General features: G+C 58.6%; 15 protein-coding genes and 1 tRNA gene. 8 read left to right on the top strand and 8 right to left on the bottom strand.

Going from position 1 to position 19,520, the window contains the following annotated elements; translation table 11 throughout:
* Positions 1-96 precede the first annotated feature (96 nt).
* Together MU846_RS07540 and MU846_RS07535 are read left to right on the top strand one after the other, a co-directional pair.
* A complete protein-coding gene (locus MU846_RS07540) occupies positions 97-1,545 on the top strand; it encodes a phospholipase D-like domain-containing protein (protein ID WP_246951270.1) in 1,449 nt (482 codons plus the stop codon).
* Positions 1,546-1,576: 31 nt separating this feature from the next.
* On the top strand, positions 1,577-2,065 hold the full coding sequence (locus MU846_RS07535) for a hypothetical protein (RefSeq protein ID WP_246951268.1): 489 nt from the start codon (positions 1,577-1,579) through the stop codon (positions 2,063-2,065).
* A 654-nt stretch (positions 2,066-2,719) separates the two neighbouring features.
* On the opposite strand, the gene MU846_RS07530 is transcribed toward MU846_RS07535, so the two are convergent.
* Positions 2,720-2,796: transfer RNA gene (locus MU846_RS07530), tRNA-Arg, on the bottom strand.
* 181 nt (positions 2,797-2,977) lie between these two features.
* Here MU846_RS07530 and MU846_RS07525 point away from each other — a divergent pair.
* Positions 2,978-3,325 carry an Hpt domain-containing protein gene (locus MU846_RS07525; protein WP_246951266.1) on the top strand — a complete coding sequence of 116 codons (348 nt, stop codon included), beginning with the start codon at positions 2,978-2,980 and terminating at the stop codon, positions 3,323-3,325.
* Positions 3,326-4,332: 1,007 nt separating this feature from the next.
* Here the strand turns inward: MU846_RS07525 and fdxA are convergent.
* From fdxA to MU846_RS07510, 3 genes are all read right to left on the bottom strand, one after another.
* Positions 4,333-4,656: a ferredoxin FdxA gene (fdxA, locus tag MU846_RS07520; RefSeq protein WP_246951264.1), complete on the bottom strand. Its 324-nt coding sequence runs from the start codon at positions 4,654-4,656 to the stop codon at positions 4,333-4,335.
* Positions 4,657-4,773: 117 nt separating this feature from the next.
* Complete coding sequence (gene mutS, locus MU846_RS07515) at positions 4,774-7,338, bottom strand: DNA mismatch repair protein MutS (protein WP_246951262.1); 2,565 nt, start codon at positions 7,336-7,338, stop codon at positions 4,774-4,776.
* Between the two features lie 452 nt (positions 7,339-7,790).
* On the bottom strand, positions 7,791-8,117 hold the full coding sequence (locus MU846_RS07510) for a helix-turn-helix domain-containing protein (protein WP_246951260.1): 327 nt from the start codon (positions 8,115-8,117) through the stop codon (positions 7,791-7,793).
* Between the two features lie 249 nt (positions 8,118-8,366).
* Here MU846_RS07510 and MU846_RS07505 point away from each other — a divergent pair, with 249 nt between their 5' ends.
* Positions 8,367-10,301 carry a PKD domain-containing protein gene (locus MU846_RS07505; RefSeq protein ID WP_246951258.1) on the top strand — a complete coding sequence of 645 codons (1,935 nt, stop codon included), beginning with the start codon at positions 8,367-8,369 and terminating at the stop codon, positions 10,299-10,301.
* Positions 10,302-10,378: 77 nt separating this feature from the next.
* A complete protein-coding gene (locus MU846_RS07500; RefSeq protein WP_246951256.1) occupies positions 10,379-11,506 on the top strand; it encodes a GTPase family protein in 1,128 nt (375 codons plus the stop codon).
* Positions 11,507-12,026: 520 nt separating this feature from the next.
* Here MU846_RS07500 and MU846_RS07495 read toward each other — a convergent pair.
* Positions 12,027-12,464: a DUF6878 family protein gene (locus MU846_RS07495; RefSeq protein ID WP_246951255.1), complete on the bottom strand. Its 438-nt coding sequence runs from the start codon at positions 12,462-12,464 to the stop codon at positions 12,027-12,029.
* Between the two features lie 353 nt (positions 12,465-12,817).
* Positions 12,818-13,186, bottom strand: a complete 369-nt coding sequence (locus MU846_RS07490) for a DUF3375 family protein (RefSeq protein ID WP_246951254.1) — start codon at positions 13,184-13,186, stop codon at positions 12,818-12,820.
* A gap of 265 nt (positions 13,187-13,451) precedes the next feature.
* Between MU846_RS07490 and MU846_RS07485 the strand changes: the two genes are divergently transcribed.
* The 3 genes from MU846_RS07485 to MU846_RS07475 all read left to right on the top strand — a co-directional run bounded on the left by MU846_RS07485 (position 13,452) and on the right by MU846_RS07475 (position 16,172).
* Positions 13,452-13,859, top strand: coding sequence for a carboxymuconolactone decarboxylase family protein (locus MU846_RS07485; RefSeq protein ID WP_246951253.1), 408 nt, complete (start codon positions 13,452-13,454; stop codon positions 13,857-13,859).
* Positions 13,860-14,216: 357 nt separating this feature from the next.
* Positions 14,217-15,716 carry a catalase gene (locus tag MU846_RS07480; protein WP_246951252.1) on the top strand — a complete coding sequence of 500 codons (1,500 nt, stop codon included), beginning with the start codon at positions 14,217-14,219 and terminating at the stop codon, positions 15,714-15,716.
* Between the two features lie 147 nt (positions 15,717-15,863).
* Positions 15,864-16,172: a putative quinol monooxygenase gene (locus MU846_RS07475; protein ID WP_246951251.1), complete on the top strand. Its 309-nt coding sequence runs from the start codon at positions 15,864-15,866 to the stop codon at positions 16,170-16,172.
* A gap of 75 nt (positions 16,173-16,247) precedes the next feature.
* Here MU846_RS07475 and MU846_RS07470 read toward each other — a convergent pair whose 3' ends face one another.
* Together MU846_RS07470 and MU846_RS07465 are read right to left on the bottom strand one after the other, a co-directional pair.
* Positions 16,248-18,515, bottom strand: a complete 2,268-nt coding sequence (locus MU846_RS07470) for a sulfatase-like hydrolase/transferase (RefSeq protein ID WP_246951250.1) — start codon at positions 18,513-18,515, stop codon at positions 16,248-16,250.
* 178 nt (positions 18,516-18,693) lie between these two features.
* Positions 18,694-19,500 (bottom strand): outer membrane protein, encoded by an 807-nt coding sequence (locus MU846_RS07465; RefSeq protein WP_246951249.1) that lies wholly within the window; start codon positions 19,498-19,500, stop codon positions 18,694-18,696.
* Positions 19,501-19,520 lie beyond the last annotated feature (20 nt).

Here is a 19,520-nt window from a genome sequence, read left to right as displayed (position 1 = left end):
GCATCGCTGGCCCACGGGGTGCCGTGCAGGCGGCGGAACACGTATCATCAGGCGGCGGCCGGCGCGGCAGCACCCAGGGGAAGGAGAACGGTTCAGGTGGAGCGTATCGAACATTGGCACCAACAGTGGGCACCGCTGCTTGATCGCGTGTTCGGGTACTGGCCGGGCATCGTTGCGTTCACCGGCCTGGTGCTGGCCATCGTCATGATGTCCCACGCCGTCATGAACAAGCGCGATGCCCGCGCTGCGGCAGCCTGGACAGGGCTGATCTGGCTGGTGCCTTTTGTTGGCTCTTTTCTGTATCTGCTGATTGGGGTCAACCGTATTCATCGCCGTGCGCAGCAACTGGTTGCCGAAGGGCTGGCGCAGGATGCCGATCCCTACCCGGTAGTGCAGCCACGGCCCGCCGATCAGCACCTGCACTCCATGGCCGAGCTGGCCGGGCGCCTCACCGGCCTGCCTTTGCTGCCCGGCAATAACGTAACGCCCCTGGAAGCCCCGGACGCTCTGGCAGCAATGATCAGCGCCATTGATGCCGCCAGCGAATCGGTTTATCTCGCCACCTACATCTTTGGCAACGATGCGGCCGGCCGGCCGGTGATAGATGCGCTGGCGAGAGCGGTGCAGCGAGGCGTACAAGTGCGTGTGCTGATCGACGGCATGGGATCGCTGTATTCCTTCCCCACCGTGATGCGCCGGCTGCGGCGGCGAGGTGTTCCGGCGACACGTTTTCTGCACTCCATTGCGCCCTGGCGCATGCCATACATGAACCTGCGTAATCACCGCAAGGTGCTGGTGATTGACCGCGCCATCGGCTTCACCGGAGGCATGAACCTGCGCGCCGGCTACATCAGTGATCCGCCTACCACCCGTGATCTGCATATGCGCGTGGAAGGCCCGGTAGTGGGGCATCTGATGCGCAGTTTTGCCGCCGACTGGCAGTTCTCTGCCCGCGAAACGCTGCCGGTGGAATACATCGGCCCGCTGGTGTGCGGCCCGGTACTGGCTCGCGGCATCAGCGCCGGGCCGGATGCCGACATCGGCAAGCGACGCATGATGTTGCTGGCCGCCATCGGCAGCGCCCAACATGAAATCCGCATCATGACACCGTACTTTGTGCCGGATCAGACGTTGCTGACAGCGCTGCAACTGGCCTGCCTGCGCGGCGTGCGCGTGGAGCTGATGCTGCCGGGTCGCACCAATATCCGCATGGTGCACTGGGCAGCGCTGCATCTGTTGCCGTGGCTGGTGAACGATGGCTGTGCGCTGTACTTTTCTGCGCCCCCGTTCGATCACAGCAAGCTGATGACCGTGGACGGCACCTGGGCGATGCTCGGCTCCGGCAACTGGGACGCACGCAGCCTGCGCCTGAATTTCGAATTTGATGTGGAATGCTATGACCCGGCGCTTGCTGACCGGCTCAACCGGGTGATGGAACAGCATCGCCAGGCGGCACGGCGCGTCAGCCTGGCAGAGCTGCAACAGCAGCCTTACCTGAAGCGTTTGCGCAACGCCGTCGCCTTCCTGCTTGAGCCTTACTTGTGAGCTGCTCGCATGGCACTGAAAGGAGAATGTAATGCGCCTTGAAACAGGAACAGGAAGCCGGATGCCGGCCCGAGCAGTGAAGATGATGCGAATGCATTACGCGCTGGTGCTGTTGGCGGTGCTGGCAGGCATGGCCGTGTGGGTGCCGGTAGATAGCAACCGTGCCGCCATCGCAGCCTGGGCCTGCATGCTGGCGACCGCGTATTTGTGGCACATAGCCGGCCTGTATTGCGCCGGGCTTTTTCATGAGGAGCAGGCATCCCAGCCGGTGGGAGGATTTGGCGTGGCGATGGCGGTGCCGCTTTTGCTGACGCTGCTGGCCTGGTCGTTGCCGCTGGCCTTCACGGTGCTGCTGTTGTTGCTGGCGCTGGTGTTATCAGCATTGCTGGAGCGCCTACCTTCCCATCGCAGCCGCTGGCCTGCGGCCTGGCTCAACGCCCGCCGACAGCAGAGCCAGCTACTGGCGGTGGCGTTGGGCAGCCTTGCAGTAGCCTTGTGGACAGTCGGGCAGACTTACTGACGACAGCGACACGGTGCCGATATCGCGCCAGCGGCCGGGGCGATTTGCCGGAGCACGGGCAGTTCGTGCCCGGGCTATCGCGTCGTATACACATCGCGTTGATCGCCTTGTGCGTGCTCTCGAAGGTGCCTTCTGCCAGGTATTTTCACTTGCAGCACGCCGTGGGTTACCGTGCTCATCGCTGAGCTTTTAACTGCATTTTTCTCCGTGCTTCCTACCGTGTTTTCTACCGTACTCGCTATTTTCCTTTTCACTGTGCTCCCCTTGTATTCTCCATGTGTTATCCACGTGCTCGCATCAGGCTCCTTTCTGTCTTGTGTTCGCCGCGGTATTTTGCACACGGCTTTTCGTGGGCTCGTTACCGTGCCGGTGGCCGCCTTGCCACCGATCAGAGCTTTATCCGTCAGGCATGATCGCAGTATCCGGCCGCAGGAAATGTGCTGTTCGAACAGCACCATGGTGGCAATGCGGTTGGAATAGATATTCCCGGGTGTGGCCCTTCAAGCAATGCTTATGGGAAGGGCAGTCGATGGCAGCCGGCAGATAGTAGATAGTGCACGATAAAGCCGTTGCATCGCGATGGATGTCGGGCGGGTTTCAGGCAGTGGGGTTTCGCGCAGCCATGCAAGCGCGAAAATGGCCTGCTGGATCAATTGGTGCCCCGGAGACGATTCGAACGTCCGACCTAGCGCTTAGGAGGCACTTGCTCTATCCAGCTGAGCTACCGGGGCGTTAAGAAAAGCGCGCACCATCCACGATGGCGATTGCGTAACATCAGGCCGTTGCGCGACGCGCTATTGTAGTATGTATCAGGCCGGCTGCCACCCTTGTGAAGCGAGCTTGTCGCCGCTCATCGCTGCGGCCGGGCCGGCATGTATCAACGCGGCAGGGCGCAGTGCCCGGGAGTAGAAGATGGAGCAGCAGTCAGTGCTGGATGAAACCGTAGTAGCGGAACTGCGCGATATCATGGGCACGGAATACCCGACGCTGGTAGAGGCCTGGCTGCGCGATGCAGCACAGCGGCTGGAGGAGCTGCGGCAGAGCCATGCGCAGGGCAATCGAAAAGCATTGCGCGAGGCTGCGCATACGCTCAAGGGCAGCAGCAGTAATCTGGGCGCCTATGCCGTCTCGGCTCATTGTGCCGTGCTGGAGCAAAAAGCGGATGCCTGGTCGCCGGATGTGATCGCACAACAGTTGGTGGAGATTTCAGCGGCCGTGGAGCAGGCCAGCCAGGCATTGCGTACCACCTTGAGCGAGTAGCAGCCTGCCGGTATGCCGGGCCCGGGCGGGTAGTGATGCCTGGGAAACCGCACACAGGCAAAAAAAACCCCTCTCCAAAGAGGGTGGAGAGGGGGGGTTGTGAGCGCTATGTGTGTATAGCGCCTTGGGGGGATCGTTCTGGCCTGGCCAATAACGTCATGGTAGGGCGGCCCCGTTGGAAATGCTGTTAAAAATCAGACGTATAAATGTAAGCAGCTGCTATGTAAATGCGCCTGATTGTAACTTTTACGCCCGTGATTGCTCGGATGGTGGCAAGTTGCCATCAGTCCCTTGGCTGGGCTCCCGTGTTGCCACGTGCTGGTTTTTTGCTCGCCGTGTAAGAGATTGCTTACACAGGCTGTAGGAAAAGCCTGCGACTTGTTGTGCTTCAAAAGCGCATCTTTGTGATTGCCTGAGTGTATCTGGTTGATTTTATTGCTTTTTTATATCATGTAAGCCGAAGGTATTAGTTGAAGGCGCTGTTCTTCGCATCCACAGACCGAATTCGGCTGTTATAGTAGTTGCGTGTCGCAGGGAATGCCGAGCACACGGATTTGCCAAGGACTGGTAGACACGGAAGTCGAGGTGAGCGCAAGACGGGTAAGGATTACTCGAAAAAAAGGGCGGCAGGATGCCGCCCTTTTTCTTTGCGCGATTTTCAAGCGTTTACTGCTGCCTATCCCGGATACGCCGCCGCGCCTTGCCCGAGCCATCCACAATAGCCTGTAACAGAGCAGCCAGTGCCGTGTACTCAACGCCGGAAGAGCGGGCAATGCCGTGCACGTTGCGGCCACGGCCGGGCGAGCAATCAATGCGTGCACTTTACGTCTAGGGCGGGGCGAGGAGCTAATGCCTTGCACTTGTGACCAAGGCGGTGGTGCGGGGGTTGCCTGAAACAAAAACGCCCGACGTGTTACATCGGGCGCTTGGGGGTGCATCGCACGGGTGGCGCGTCGACGACGCTGCCTCACGCCGGGCATCTCGGCTAACCGGCCGGCACAGCAAGCTTAACGAACCAGCAGCTTCAGCTTGCCTGGCTTGCCATCCCACTCGGCGGCATCCGGCAGGGCATCTTTCAACTCGGTGATGTTCGGCCACTGCTCGGCGAGTTCGGCGTTGATCTTGAGGAATTCCTGCTGATCGTCCGGCAGCTCATCTTCGGAGAAGATGGCGTTCACCGGGCACTCCGGCTCGCACAGCGCACAATCGATGCACTCGTCAGGATGGATGACCAGAAAGTTCGGGCCTTCATAGAAACAATCCACCGGACAGACTTCAACGCAGTCGGTGTGTTTGCAATTGATACAGTTTTCGCCTACTACGAACGTCATAGTCGGTCCTCGTGGTGTCGCTGGCTCGGCGGCGCTAGTCTAGCCAGTTCACCTTGTTCAGGCAAACGGCTGTTGGCAGCCGGCGGCTCTGCTCCCTGGCAAGGGAGCGGGCGGTTTTCAAAGCAGCTGGCGTAGCTGATAAAGCGCCTCAAGTGCCTGCTTGGGCGTCAGATTGTCTGGCTCGAGCTGGCGCAGCTCCTGTTCCACGCGGGAGGGCGCGGCGAACATGTCCGGCTGAAGGGGCGAAGCAGCCGCAGCGGGTGCCGCTCGGGCCGGGTCGCCCGGCGCACCATTCTCAAGCTCGGTCAGCTTTTCTCTCGCCTGCCGGATCACGATCGGCGGCACACCCGCCAGCTGGGCAACCTGCAATCCGTAACTGCGGCTGGCCGGCCCTTCCTGCACGCGGTGCAGAAAAACAATATTGTCCTCGTGCTCGGCGGCAGAAAGATGCGCATTGAAGACGGCAGGCATCTCGTCCGCCAGCTGTGTCAGCTCAAAATAATGCGTGGCAAACAGCGTAAAGGGCTGCAACTCGGTGCCCAGGTGGCGAGCTGCCGCCCAGGCCAGTGCAAGGCCATCAAAAGTGCTGGTGCCTCGGCCGATCTCATCCATCAGCACCAGGCTTTCGCTGGTGGCATGGTTGAGAATATTCGCCGTCTCGGCCATTTCCACCATAAAGGTCGAGCGGCCGCCAGCCAGATCATCCGACGAGCCGATGCGCGTGAAGATGCGATCCAGCGGCCCGATCCTGGCGCCGGCGGCGGGCACACCGCAGCCAATGTGCGCCATCAGCGCAATCAATGCAGTCTGCCGCATATAGGTGGATTTACCGCCCATGTTCGGGCCGGTGATAATCAGCATTCGCCGCTGGCGATCCAGATGCAGGCTGTTGGGCACGAACGCATCGTCGAGCACCTGCTCCACCACCGGGTGGCGGCCATCGACGATTTCCAGTATCGGTTCATCGACCAGTTCCGGCAGCACATAGCCGAGTACTTCGCAGCGCTCCGCAAAGCAGCACAACACATCCACCTCGGCCAGCAGCGCAGCGGATTCCTGTAACAGACCAAGCCGCTCGGCGATTTTCTCCAGCAACTCGTCGTAAAGGGTTTTCTCCAGCGCCAGCGCACGGCTGTTGGCAGAGAGCGCCTTGTCTTCGAATGTTTTAAGCTCGGGCGTGATAAAGCGCTCGGCGTTTTTCATCGTTTGCCGGCGCACATAATCTGCCGGCGCCTGCTCCGCCTCACGCCGGGACAGCTCGATGTAATAGCCATGCACGCGGTTATATTTCACGCGCAATGTGCTCAGGCCAGTGCGCTCGCGCTCGCGCTTCTCGATCGCCACCAATACGTCGCCGGCGTTCTGGCTGATAGCGCGCAGCTCATCCAGCTCGGCGTTGTAACCTGGTGCCACGACACCGCCATCGCGAATCAGCATGGGCGGATTTTCTATCACTGCCCGTTGCAGCAGATCAGCTTCCTCGGGAAACAACGTCAACGATTTTTTCAGCGATGCCAGCACCGGATTGTCATCATCCAGCAAACCGTGAATACGCGGCAGCGCGTGCAGACTTTGCGCCAAACGAGTGAGATCGCGCGGCCGGGCCGAACGCAGCGCTACTCTGCCGAGGATGCGCTCCATATCACCGACATCTTCCAGCACGCGGCGCAACTCCTCGAACAACCAGCCCTGGCGCAGCCGCGCAACCCGCTCCTGCCGTTGCAGCAGCGTGGTGCGATCACGCAGCGGCTGATTGATCCAGCGGCGCAGCAGGCGCGCGCCCATGGCAGTGGTGGTGCTGTCGAGCACCCAGGCGAGGGTGTGCGTGTCACGGCCATCCAGCGTTTGCACCAGCTCCAGATTACGGCGCGTGGCGGCATCCAGCTGAATGCCGGCATTGTGATCCTCACGGCGCAAGCCGCGCACATGCGGCAGGCTGGTGCGCTGGGTGTCGCGAGCGTATTGCAGCAGGCAACCCGCTGCGGCGATTTCCAGCGCGCCAGGGCTGCCGAAACCGCTGAGATCGTGCGTGCCGAACTGCTGACACAGCTGGCGCTTGCCAACCTCGGCATCAAACTCCCACACTGGCCGCGAACGTGCGCCAGTGCGCTGGCGCACGCTCTCCGGCAGCAGAGCATCTTCACTGTAAAGCAGCTCCGCCGGCTGCCAGCGCTCCAGCAGGGCAAGCAGCGCTTCGTGGCCGTCAAGCTGCGTGACGGTAAAGCGTCCGGCAGCGAGATCCAGGCTTGCCGCAGCGAAGTGATCGCCGTGCTGCGCCAGCGCACACAGCAGATTGTCACGGCGCTCATCCAGCAGCGCCTCATCACTGACCGTGCCCGGCGTGACAATGCGCGCCACGCGCCGCTCCATCGGGCCCTTGCCGGCCGTCGGATCACCAAATTGCTCGCAGATCGCAACCGATTCACCCAACCGTACCAGCCGCGCCAGATAACCCTCGGCCGCGTGGTAAGGCACCCCGGCCATGGGGATCGGCTTGCCACTGGACTGCCCGCGAGCGGTGAGGGTGATATCCAGCAGGCGAGCGGCCTTTTCGGCATCGCCGAAGAACAGCTCGTAGAAATCGCCCATGCGGTAGAACACCAGCTGATTGGGGTGCTCGGCCTTGATGCGGAGGTATTGCTGCATCATGGGGGTGTGGGCGCTGAAATCGTCCTTCGACATGTGGGGCGTTTTCCTTGAATCCTGGCGTTCGGTTTTAAAAGAGGCTTTTTATATGCGCGCTTCAGCCCGCAGCCAGTTCCGGCATGAGGCTGGCGACGATACCTGGCGCTGAATATGAGCGATCAGAAAATGGGCATTTCGAACTGAAGCAAGTGGTGAAGCATAACAAATGCGAGGCGCAGCCACTATCCGGGCTGCTGGCCAGGCACGGGCGGAGGATGGCCGGGCGAGTAACAGGAAACGTGCGTCGCGAGGAGGCGAACAGGTATCCGTTGTTCCGTTTTGACGCAGCCAGCCGGGCCCAGCGTGGGCCGTCGCTGCCGTGTGCGAGCCTCATGGAAAACTTGCATGGCGCTGGGTTCCAGAGGTTTCGAGGTTCGCGAGCGCAGGGGCGCGAAGCTGCTTCTGCGGAGGGGTGGTTTGATGATGGCCGGCGTTGCTGAATGGGCGGGCTAACGGTGCGCCATGAGATTGCGGGCGAATGAAAGCAGCTCTCTGAGTACAGGCGCCGGTGCCTGATGAACGATGGCGATCAGGGCCTCTCGCATTTCGGTTTCTGTTTCCACCGTGGGAAACAGAAAGAACTCCTGAAGCTCCACCTCAAGCACCCTGGCCATGGTCACCAGAGTATCCAGGGACGGGAAGTATTTGCCTGTTTCCAGCCGGGAAATGTGTCGGCCATCCACTCCCACCTTCTCTGCCAGGTCATTTTGTGTCATGTGCCGTGCCCGGCGCAGAGTGCTGATGCGTGCACCTATCAATTGCTTTGGGTCTTTCATGGGTGGCTCCTGCTTTCCCGGCAGTTCAGCAGATGACGAAGCCCTTCAGAACGGTGTGGAACGGCGATTGATGGCCTAAATATGATGTTGTATGATGTTTTCTCTGTGCTGGATGTAGAAAAAGGTGAAAAAAAGAGCGCAGAGCGTCTATTGAACAGATATCCCCGGGGTTTTTTATCAGGAGACATGGAGTGCTGCGCCGGCGCGCTTTGCTCCTTGGTATAGGGAAGTATTAGGGGAAGAGACAGTATGTATCCTGCCTGGTTTGCTCGAATTCTGGCCGTGGTAATTTTCTTATCGCTTGCCGCCTGCGGCGGAGGCGGGTCTTCCAGTGGTGGTGGTGGGGCGGTGAATGCCGAGCCAATTGCCCATGCTGGGAATAACCAAAACGTCAAAGTGGGTGACACCGTTGTACTAGACGGCACCAAGAGCTTCGACGAAGACGGCGATGCGTTGTCGTACCAGTGGCGCGTGGTATCCGCCCCGGGTGGCGAGAGCGTGTCGTTGGTGGGTGGCGATACGGTGCGTCCAACGTTCGTTGCACTCAGTGCCGGGCAGTATGTCCTGGAGCTGATTGTTAATGACGGTAGCGCTGACAGTGAACCGGTAACGGTGAGCGTGACGGCAACGGTGGCCAATAGTGCGCCAGTGGCGGATGCCGGTAGTGACCAGTCGGTGAAGACCGGCAGTCTGGTGACGCTGGATGGACGCAACAGTAGCGACGTGGACGGTGATTCACTGACCTATCAGTGGGCGTTTGTTCAGCGGCCACAGGGCAGCACCGCACTGCTGGGTAATGCGCGGGCAGTGACCACGACCTTTACGCCGGATCTGGATGGCGTGTATGTCGTAGGTCTGGTAGTCAGTGACGGAGCACTTGAGAGCGAAACGGATGAAGTCGCTATCACTGCCGCTACACCAAACAGCGCGCCGGTAGCCCATGCGGGGTCGAATCAAACGGTGACGGAGGGTGACACGGTCACACTGGATGGCAGTCGCAGTGCCGATGCGGACGGTGATTTAATTACTTACGCTTGGCATATTGTGTCAAAGCCTGAAGGCAGTGCAGCGGTATTGGGTGGGGCGGATACAGTTAGCCCGACATTCACCGCTGATCTTCCGGGTGTGTACGTGATTGGGCTTGTTATCGATGACGGTGAGCTTAGCAGTGCACAAACCAACGTCACGGTAACAGCGGATGATAAGCCCCTGCCGCCCATCGCGGTGATTCAGGAAGGTGATTACAGTACGATCTTGGGGGCGACCTTGAACGTCAGAGCGGCAACTGTCGACCCCAACGGCACTTCCGTGGGGGGATTCACCTGGGAGTTGGTTTCAAAACCAGAAGGTTCGCAATCAGAACTCATCCCTGGGCGCCACACCAGCACCTATGTTCGAATCACCTACGACACACCGGGCTACTACGTGATCGGTTTGACCGTATGGGGCAATGGGTTAAAGAGTGAGCAAACCCGTATCACTGTCACCGTAGCCGAACCTAACTACCGTCCTGTTGCTGATGCCGGCGAGAACCAACACGTCAACATCGGTGATCTGGTCTTTCTGGACGGCACCAACAGCTATGACGACAATGCCGACGACACCCTCAGCTATGCCTGGACGATGACCTCACGCGCCTCAGGCAGTAACGCCGTGCTGATGGATACTACCAGCCCCACCCCAAGCTTCACGCCTGATCGGGCGGGGGACTATGTATTTCGACTGATCGTTAATGATGGACAAGTCGATAGTCTGGCTGACACGGTGACAATCACCGCCGTGGAACCCCTGGTAGATGGTCTGCGTCTTGAAGTCAACAACTCCGGCAGTTCTTGGTCGGATATCAAAATGCCTTACATCAGTAACGGTACCATTGAACGCACCACCACCTGCGTGGGCACCTGCCCAACAGACGTGGTGCTGGCCACGTATCGCGTCACCGCAATCGGCGGGGATTACACCGTGTCGAATGTGGATGCGTCGGTATTGGGTACAGTGGGTCTTCAACTAAACCCCTACATCAATGGCCTGCACACCGGTCAGTTGATTGTCGAGGGTCAGACCGTTGAGTTCACCCTGGAGGTAGCACGCGTCCAGGTCAGCGGTATCGATGTCCAGTTCGCGTTTGATGTTGTCGAAACAGGCAATCGGTTTGAAGTAAACCGTAAGGTAACACTTTACTGAACGCGCAGCGGGCCTGGGGACAACCCCCAGGCCTTTTTATTTTCCTGTTTTCATTTTTTTCTTCGCGAGGGGTTAAAATGGGTAGCAACGCGAGCGACAAAGAACCTTTGTCTATTTCGGCCGGGCAGCTTTCATCAGGGGAAGCAGCGAGAGAAGACTCGCCTGAAGTGAGTGCGATACCTGATATAGCGGGGAATGTTTCTCATAAAGGCGAGGCGGCTGGAGAAAATATTGATAGCCATCTCCGCTCGGACGCTGAAAATAGCCAGGAGCCCTCGGCAGAAAGCAAGGCGAATGTCAGCGATGAAAAAGCCGATCCGTCTGATATCGAGATGGAGCGTCAGAAAAAGATCAAGCTTCTGGAGTTTGTCAGAAAAGAGCTGCACAAGGCCCGCACCTATACGCCACGAGTGGGTGTTTTCGGTGTGACTGGCGTGGGCAAATCGAGCTTGTGCAATGCGCTGTTTGGCCGGGATGTTGCGAAGATAAGTGATGTTGCGGCTTGTACAAGATCGCCGCAGGAAATCATGATCGGCGACGCCGCCAACGGCGGATTGATCCTTGTCGATGTGCCTGGTGTGGGTGAAAACGAGGCGCGGGATATCGAGTATATCGAGCTTTATAAAAGCCTGATGCCAGAAATGGATCTGGTGCTATGGGCGATAAAAGCGGATGATCGGGCTTACTCCTCTGCGGTCCGCGCCTACAAGACTGCTGTGAAACCTCATCTTGGGAAATGTCCTGTTGTATTCGTCATCACTCACACAGACAAGATCGAGCCCTTTCGGGAATGGGATATAGAAAATAAACGGCCAGGTGAGAAGCAGCTTCACAATATAACTTTGAAAGAACATGAGATATCAAAGGAATTCGATATTCCGGTTAGTAGTGTGGTGGCTGTTTCAGCTCATGACCACTACAATCTGGATGCTCTGGTTACGCGGGTGGTCGAGGTGCTGCCCAATGAAAAAAAGGTTTCGTTTACCAGAGAGGCAAGAGAAGAAAACGTAACGCCAGAAACGATCGCCGTCGCTGAAACCGGTCTTATGGATTATGTCGCGGAGAAGCTTGGTGATGCGGCATATTATATCAGACATGAATTGGTTGATATGGCAACAGAGGCAATAAAAAACCATTTGCCGAAGGTTGTTACTACGGTAGCAACGGTCTTCAGTGGCTGGCTGAAGGAGCGCTGGCGTTGGTAAAGTGGTGAGGCCCCATGGTTTCCATAGGGCCTCGATTTTCTCCGTATGAATTGCAGCGCTTGTTAATTTGGCTGCACACAAGTTGTGTGATAGTGAAGTGCTTCTGATCGCTTTTCGGTCGGACGAGGCCCATTCTGTCAGGATAATTGTTGCCTGAGGAGGCATCCTGTACAGGATGGTTCGGGTAATCACCGTTGCATGTGGCCACAGTGTTCTGCGGCGATGACGCTGATGGGGCTTTCTCCGTATTTGGTAATCGGCTCGTTCGCCACACGCAAAGCTGCCAAGGCTGTTGTGGTCTGGCGTTTGAGCGCGAAAAGAACAAGATTTTCCTGAGGTTTCCCGTTACGCAATAAAAGAAGTGACCCTGTACGCCCCTCACCAGCGCCTGTGCCGCCCAGCTTCGGCCAATACCACCCACGCAATGCTGACCCTCCTGTGCGCGCCTATGGTGCCTTCCACAGCTGGAGGAGATGCACGTGGCCAACCATGTCTGCATGCGTAGCGAAACAGCCCGCACCTAGAGAGAATATTCATGGTGGAGGCTGCCTGTATAATACTCGGTGTGCTTGAGACGACAGGTGTCTTGAGCCACATTGAAGGTGACATCGCCCGAGCCACCATCTCTGTTTGCCCAACAGCAATGTGTCTGTTCAACCCACGCCAGCGTGAATTCACGTAATGCTTCCAGGGCTGGCTTCTTCTCTGCTATCAGAGCATGCGCGGCAACCCCGGCAAGCACCTCCACTTTTGCCTGGTGCAGAGAAACAGTGACATCTGCCAGCCTCGCGACCGCTTCCGGTGGTGTGGCGGTGATTTTATCAGTGTCGCCGGTGCTGCCGCTGCCGGAATAGAAGACGCTCAGCGACTGAATGCCATGCTTTTTGAGCAGGGCCATCAGCGTAGCGCGATTGTGCGGCAATGCCTGCGCCCTGAGTTGCTGGTATTTACTGATCATGATGATCTCCTTGATCAACAGGAAAGCGGGATAACTCCAACGCCCCACGGCATGAGCAAATTACGCCGTTAGCCACGCACTCTTTATTGACGGGCTTCGTCCGCCAGATTCTTGCTCGGCGCTCGGCGTAATGGCGCACCGTTGGCAGATTTGCCGGATAGGGCTACCTGAAAGGAAGAATGCAGCAGCTGTGCGACAGGTCGTGTCGCAGTTGAGGCGGCTGATGTTCAGGCGTGGACAGTGATGGTTATCACCTGACACATGCCCCAAAGTTGCCGCAGCCGCTATGGTGGTGGCTGGTCACTGGTGGAAGAAACGGTGGCTTTGCGAGGGTAGGGCCGCTGATTCCGGGATCACCTTCCTATGCTTAGTTTCAAGAAGTTTGCCGTGCTCACAATCTGGGGCTGGGTACGGCTAACGCTATTCAGAGTGCTTTGTACGGATTGCTGCTTTATGAAAGAAGGCGCTCTGTCTTCGCCAACAGTCTGAAGATTGTCCGGGGCAATGTCGTACTCGTCCTGAGCGGCGTAATCGGCCAGCATTTCCGAGAGCGCCTGCAAGGCATCGGCCTCGGCAACGCCGTCGTCGGCGAACTCGAACAGGGTGGTCAGGCACCCCAGGACCAGCGGCGCACGGGGGGAGGCCAGCAGCAGCCAGGCCGGGTGGTGCCGTCGGGCGCTAATATATTTTCGGGTGCGCTGTTGGATATTGTTTGTGGCCATCGAAATGCGCCGTATTAATCGTTATGCAGGCGCCATACTGACACGGCCTGCGTTGATCGTCATCACTTTGGCGGCTAACGAGCGGCCGGGCATTCCAGCGATCCGCTGCTGTCTTGCACAAGGCGAGGAAGGCCCGCCAGCAGAGTGCTTTGCTCCCAGGCGCGGCGGGTTCATCTTGCGCGCACAAACCCGTATGGTACTGCCCGGAAGCTGGCAGGGGGGTTCTCTCTGATAGCGAAGCGCTTGATTGATTCAGGAGTTTGAAATGACATCCGACCGTTACCAGAAAGGCATGACCAAACTGGGAGAGCTGACTGTGGCCACCGAGAGCAGCCCCACCGGCCATATGGAAGTGGGTGAGAGTTTCAAGGATATTGCGCCTGATCTGACCAGGCTGGTGGTCGAATTTGCGTTCGGTGATATCTATGCCCGGCCTGGGCTGGATAACAAGCAGAAGGTGCTGACGACAATTTCGGCGCTGGTGGCGCAGGGCACGCCGCAGATCGGGATGCATGTCATCACCGGGCTGAACGTCGGATTGACACCGGATGAGATTGCCGGCTGCATCATGCATTTGATTCCTTACGTGGGCTTTCCGCGGGCGCTGAATGCGTTGAAAGTGGCGCAGGAGGTTTTTGCGGAGCAGGGAGTGTCGATATCTTCCCGGGGCTGATGCTTCAGCTCTCCGCGCCGCAGGGAGACGAGAGCAGGTGGTCTGGCGCGCCGCCTGCTCTGCCGGCCCGATTTGGCTGCGTAGCCGTGCCGCGCGCTACCGTCTGGTTGCCGCTGCTGAGGCCACGCCTGCATGAAAAGCCCCAAATGAAAGCACTCATATAGAAGACACCCGTATACAGCCGCGTTCTTCTGCTCGCCGTTTTGAAAGCGTGGGTTGGGTGTACTGCTTTATGTGATCCAATCAACAGCAGCCCGGTCCTGTATCGTCCCCTCCTCTGCTGGCAGATTAAGGTGGTGAGCATGGTTTGTCGTCCATGTTCAAAGCATCTGGCGATGTTTCAGCTGAGGGTGTGTCATGAGTGATTCAAGCAAAAAGCCAAACGGCGGTTCGACCACTGGCTGGGGCGCTCCGGCGCCCAGCGATCGGAACTCGTTGACGATCGGGCCCAATGGCCCGGTGCTGTTGCATGATGTGCATTTCCTTGAGCAGATGGCGCACTTCAATCGGGAGAAGGTGCCGGAGCGCCAGCCACATGCAAAGGGGGCGGGTGCCTTCGGGGTGTTTGAAACTACGGAGGATGTGTCTGCCTACACCAAGGCCGCGTTGTTTCAGAAGGGCCGCAAAACGGACATGCTGGCACGCTTTTCCACTGTGGCCGGCGAAGCGGGCAGCCCGGATACCTGGCGGGATGTGCGCGGTTTCTCGTTGAAGTTTTATACCGAAGAAGGCAATTACGATCTGGTGGGCAATAATACGCCAATATTCTTTGTGCGCGATCCGATGAAGTTTCCGCATTTTATCCGTAGCCAGAAGCGACTGCCGGATTCGGGGTTGCGTGATAATCACATGCAGTGGGATTTCTGGAGCAGCAACCCGGAGAGTGCGCATCAGGTAACTTATCTGATGGGCGAGCGTGGCTTGCCCCGTACCTGGCGTCACATGAACGGTTATGGCTCACATACCTTCATGTGGGTCAATGCGGCGGGCGAAAAGTTCTGGGTGAAATATCATTTTCACACGAATCAGGGCATGGCGTTTTTCACCAACGATGAAGCAGCCGCCATGGCTGGCAGCGATTCGGATTTTCACCGCCGGGATCTGTTCGAGGCGATAGAGCGCGGTGAGCACCCGAGCTGGACGCTACATGTCCAGATCATGCCCTATGCGGAAGCGAAGACCTACCGGTTCAATCCTTTTGATCTGACCAAGATATGGCCGCACAAGGATTATCCATTGATCAAGGTCGGCAAGATGACGCTGAACCGGAATCCGGAAAACTTTTTTGCGGAGATCGAGCAGGCTGCCTTTTCGCCGGGCAATACGGTGCCGGGTATTGGCTTGTCGCCGGATAAAATGCTGCTCGGTCGGGCTTTTGCTTATGCCGATGCGCAGCGCAACCGGATTGGGGCCAATTTTCATCAGTTGCCGGTAAATCAACCGAAGGTACCGGTGAACAGCTATCTGTTTGACGGCCAGATGGCATATCACAACAGTGGCAACGCGCCAGTCTACGCGCCCAACAGCGGCGGCCGCGCCTGGTCGGACGAGACTGGGGCGGTCGATGACAGCTGGGAAGTGGACGGCGATATGGTGCGCAGTGCCTACACGTTGCGCGAGGATGACGATGATTTCAGCCAGCCGGGTGCGCTGGTGCGTGATGTGTTCAACGATGAGCAACGAGCGAAGCTGGTGGAGCAGGTAGCCGGCAGTTTGCTTGGCGGCGTGCGCAGCCCGGTGCTGGAGAGGGCGCTCGAGTACTGGAAGAGTATTGATGCCGAGGTCGGCCAGCGTATTGAAGAGAAGGTGCGCAGCGGCCATGCAGGGCAGCCGGCGGAGGGCATGGGCGAAGCTTGAAATGCTGTGAATATCGATAATGCACCGCTCCACACTTGACGGCTCACTAGCCGGCGCTGGCGAGGCAGTACCGGTGCACTGTCAAGAAAGTGTGCGTATCATGCGTTCATGGGCAGCTTGTGGGGCTGCCGCTGGATGGAGTTCGGCATGAGCGAAACGGGGCTGTTGATCATTCACCAGACCAAACCGGGAAAGCGTGACACCGTAAAAGCGATCTGGCTGAAGCAAATGGCGCCCGCGATTCAGGCGAATAGCGGGCATCTGGCTTACTTTTACACCTTTGATAAAGATGATCCGGATGTGATCTGCGCATTTCAGCTGTATGCGTCAGCGGAGGCGGCCAGGGAGTTTCTTTCGCACCCGGCCTATCTTGCATATCTGGCCGAAAGCCGGGAGTTTCTCGAACAGGCTCCGCAGATAAAATCGCTGGCGCCGCAGTGGGTCAAGGCCATTTGAGGCGGTATTGCCGGTGTAAGAAAGAGAAATGTCCGAATGCGGCACCGTCAGGCAAGCTGGCGGTGCCGCGGTTTTTCAGAGGCGGCAATCCGTGCCGAGGTTGGCTTCTATGATGGTGCGATCTGCGCTGTCGGTGCGGCCGTCATGGTTCAGATCATACCAGCTCGACATACCACGGCCGGCGCTGGTGTCGGCCCAGTACGCCCACTCCTCCAGGTCCTTCTCATCCACCACCAGATCGCTGTTGCCATCACCGGGACAATGGACGGCACTGGCCAGCACTGCATCGAGCTCCGCACGCAGCAGTGTCAGGTTGGTTTTTTCCATGGGGCTGAGGTTGGCTTCGCCGGCAGCGAGCAGGTCGGCGTCGGCGGTGTCGAGCTTGAGTGTGGCGACATCGGCACTCTGGTTGATGTGATAAAACTCTTCTGTGTCGACCAGGCTGCCAATGCTGCAATCCATGCGGCTTACGCGCACAAGCTTGAAGTGCTCGTTGCGCAAGGCGCGCTGTTCGTGAGGGAAGACCCGCACGGACGTTCCGTCTTCTTCGATCGTGTTCAAGTGTTCGATGACGGCACAGCAGGAGTCGAAACCGCCAGCGCCGTGTTCGTCCGGGCCGTACCAGTCGCCGCTTTGATCCTCGCAGACGCCCGCTTGGGGGAAAATCTGCACACAAGTATTGGCAGCAGGGATCACACAAGGCGGCGCTGGCGAGGCACTGAGATTGGTGCCTTGCTCGGTAAAGTTGTGGCTGCGGATAGCAGGCTGGGCCGGCTCGGCAAGGTAGGGCCGGACGGGCTGGGCGTCGATCGGTGTAGTAGCTGGCACGCGGCTTTCGTTGATGCCCGCCAGCTCGCGGAACAAGCTGAACAGGTCGGTAGTGTTGACCATGTGTTCTACATCGCGGCCAGGGCTGTTCACCACGGACGGCGGCCCGGCCACGATCAATGGTACCCAGATGCCGCTTTGATAGAGTGAGCCTTTGGCACGGGAAGGGTCGAAGGGCAGTTTTACACTGGGCATATACGTGCCGTTATCGCTGACAAATACGACGACCGTATTGCTGTCGGGGTTGTATTGCAGCGTACCGTCTTGAAGGCGCTCGGCGATGCCAGTTTCTGCCAGCAGACGGCCGATTTCGTGGTCTACCGCTTCCAGCATATGCTGGGCGACGGCGCGCTGTTGAGCGAAGTCGGCCAGATCCCCGGTGACCGGCAGGCCGAGCTCGGCGGCATAGCTTGCCACGGGCGTGCCACACCCAGTGAGGCTGGGCGCAGCATCCGGGAAAGGGAGCAGGTGTGCTGGCGGCGGCTGTAGCGGGGTGTGCATGGCCGAGTAGCCCAGCGTCAGCATCCATGGCTTGCCAGGATGGGCCGTGGCGGCACGCTGAATCCAGTCGATGGCGTAATCGGTTTCCAGAATGGTGCGGTAGCCACGCGCCTTGGCATCATAGGCTTCGAGTGTTTCATTGCTGCCGTCTTCGTGATTGATTTTCCATTGTGCAGTATAGAAGCCGTTCTGATTCTCGAACTGCATCTGTTCACGGCGCGCTTCGGTAGCCGTCAAGGTGTTCGGATCGAACAATCCGCCCATTTCTACACAGCTGCGGCCGGGGGTGTTGAAACCTGACGGCGGTGACGCTTCCTCGGGCATAACGATGAAGAGTTCGCCGGAGGGGTGATTGTCCGGCAAGTAGCAGACGCCGAAATCGGCGCCGTGAGTGGCATCGATTGCGGTGGTCGGCACGAAGCCGCAAGGGTAGGTGCCCGCCGATGCGATACCGCCTGCGGTGGTGTCGATCGGGTAGGGGGCGCCGTCCAGATAGCCGGCGAAATAATCCCAGCCGAGCTCGCGCATGGCCTCGTCGCCAAGCGGGTGGTTGTCCGGGTTCAGCTCCGAGCCGGTCAGGTGCATCTTGCCGACCAGTGCGCTCACATAGCCGGCTTCCTCGCGCAACAACTTCGGAATAGTGAGCGAATAGGGAGATGGCTGTGAATTTGCCAGATCGTTGCTGACGACCGCGTTGCGAATATTGGTGCGGAACGGATATTGCCCGTTGAAGAAGGTGGAGCGGGTCGGTGTGCATGTGGGCATCGACCAGGTGTTACGAAAACGAACGCCGGCATTGGCGATGGCGTTGATGTTCTGCGTCGCCGGGGGTGTCAGGCCGCCGTAGCCGAAGGCTTCGAACTGATCGACGCCGGCATCATCGACGACAATAAACAGAATATTGGGGCTGGCCGGTTGTTCGGGTTTGCTGGAACCGGAGCTCGAGCTCGAGCCGCCGCAGCCTGCGAGCGTCGCCAGGCATAGCCCGGCCAAGAATGCGGTGTAGTATTTCATGATGAATATCCCTCTCTTGCCGGCGCTTGTGCGGGCCGGGCTTTATCTGTTACGTCTGTTGCACTAATGGCCTGCGAGCGGAAAGCTGCTCAGTGCCGTTGCGGTAATATTTGAAAAACTCGTTATTGTTATGTCTGAAACGCTGTTGCCGAGCTGTTTTTTTGCATAGTCAGGTTGTTTAAAAACGGTAATGAAACCCGGCAGCAAAAAAGTTGAATTGCTGGCGATCCATGTCCAGCCGCCAGCTGTCGGTCGGCTGGTGCTCGCCGGGATAATCGGTTTCTCCAAAACGATAATGTGTGGCGTCTATGGTCAGGTATCGGTACTCGGCCAGCAGATCCAGGCGTGTGCTCATTCGTATCTTGACGCCGGCCTTGAACTGCAAGGCCAGAGCGGTATCCGAGGCATCCGGGTCGCTGTTGAAGTGATTGATGCCCGGTTCGCTGGGGTTGGCGGAGTCGGCGCCGGTGATGGAGACGAATGCTGCGCCGGCACCGATGCCGAGCATCGGTAATACTTTCTCGGAATAAGGCGTCTTGAAGATCAGGCCGGCGTTGAGCATGGCCAGCCCTATCTGGGTGGGCACGGTGACATATTGCATGCCGAGAAAAGCCGGATGGACAGGCATTTCGCCAGTGGGGCTGTGCTTGCCCATGTAAACGGCTTCCAGTTCTGCCGTGGGCGTGATGTGCCATTTCGGCCTGTGTTGCCAGCTATCGAATTCGTAGCCGAGCTGCAAGCCACCGAGGTGTGTGCGTGTGCTGCTCTCGGTGGGCCCCTTGGCATCAATGGGTAGCTTGCCGAGCAGCAGATGCACGGCGCCACGCTGTTGCAGATCTGTGCTGCGTGCTGCGCCGACGCCGGCAAGAGCGCCGACGTAAAAGCCGCCCGTTTGCGTGGCCGCTGTGTCGTTAGCCTGGGCGGCAGCGCTGCCCAGGCTGACACACACAGCGGCGCTGATTGCCAGCAAGCAGCATTTTGCCATTCGCCGGGGGTGCTCTGTTA

Source organism: Alcanivorax quisquiliarum, from assembly GCF_023051175.1.
In the GTDB taxonomy this organism is placed as follows: Bacteria; Pseudomonadota; Gammaproteobacteria; order Pseudomonadales; family Alcanivoracaceae; genus Isoalcanivorax; species Isoalcanivorax quisquiliarum.
This window is presented reverse-complemented; position numbering and strand designations above follow the sequence as displayed.

Coding starts and splice junctions, on each gene's coding strand:
- MU846_RS07535 (WP_246951268.1), top strand. CDS start 1,577: ATGCGCCTTGAAACAGGAACAGGAAGCCGGATGCCGGCCCGAGCAGTG.
- MU846_RS07525 (WP_246951266.1), top strand. CDS start 2,978: ATGGAGCAGCAGTCAGTGCTGGATGAAACCGTAGTAGCGGAACTGCGC.
- fdxA (WP_246951264.1), bottom strand. CDS start 4,656: ATGACGTTCGTAGTAGGCGAAAACTGTATCAATTGCAAACACACCGAC.
- mutS (WP_246951262.1), bottom strand. CDS start 7,338: ATGTCGAAGGACGATTTCAGCGCCCACACCCCCATGATGCAGCAATAC.
- MU846_RS07510 (WP_246951260.1), bottom strand. CDS start 8,117: ATGAAAGACCCAAAGCAATTGATAGGTGCACGCATCAGCACTCTGCGC.
- MU846_RS07505 (WP_246951258.1), top strand. CDS start 8,367: ATGTATCCTGCCTGGTTTGCTCGAATTCTGGCCGTGGTAATTTTCTTA.
- MU846_RS07500 (WP_246951256.1), top strand. CDS start 10,379: ATGGGTAGCAACGCGAGCGACAAAGAACCTTTGTCTATTTCGGCCGGG.
- MU846_RS07495 (WP_246951255.1), bottom strand. CDS start 12,464: ATGATCAGTAAATACCAGCAACTCAGGGCGCAGGCATTGCCGCACAAT.
- MU846_RS07490 (WP_246951254.1), bottom strand. CDS start 13,186: ATGGCCACAAACAATATCCAACAGCGCACCCGAAAATATATTAGCGCC.
- MU846_RS07485 (WP_246951253.1), top strand. CDS start 13,452: ATGACATCCGACCGTTACCAGAAAGGCATGACCAAACTGGGAGAGCTG.
- MU846_RS07480 (WP_246951252.1), top strand. CDS start 14,217: ATGAGTGATTCAAGCAAAAAGCCAAACGGCGGTTCGACCACTGGCTGG.
- MU846_RS07475 (WP_246951251.1), top strand. CDS start 15,864: ATGAGCGAAACGGGGCTGTTGATCATTCACCAGACCAAACCGGGAAAG.
- MU846_RS07470 (WP_246951250.1), bottom strand. CDS start 18,515: ATGAAATACTACACCGCATTCTTGGCCGGGCTATGCCTGGCGACGCTC.
- MU846_RS07465 (WP_246951249.1), bottom strand. CDS start 19,500: ATGGCAAAATGCTGCTTGCTGGCAATCAGCGCCGCTGTGTGTGTCAGC.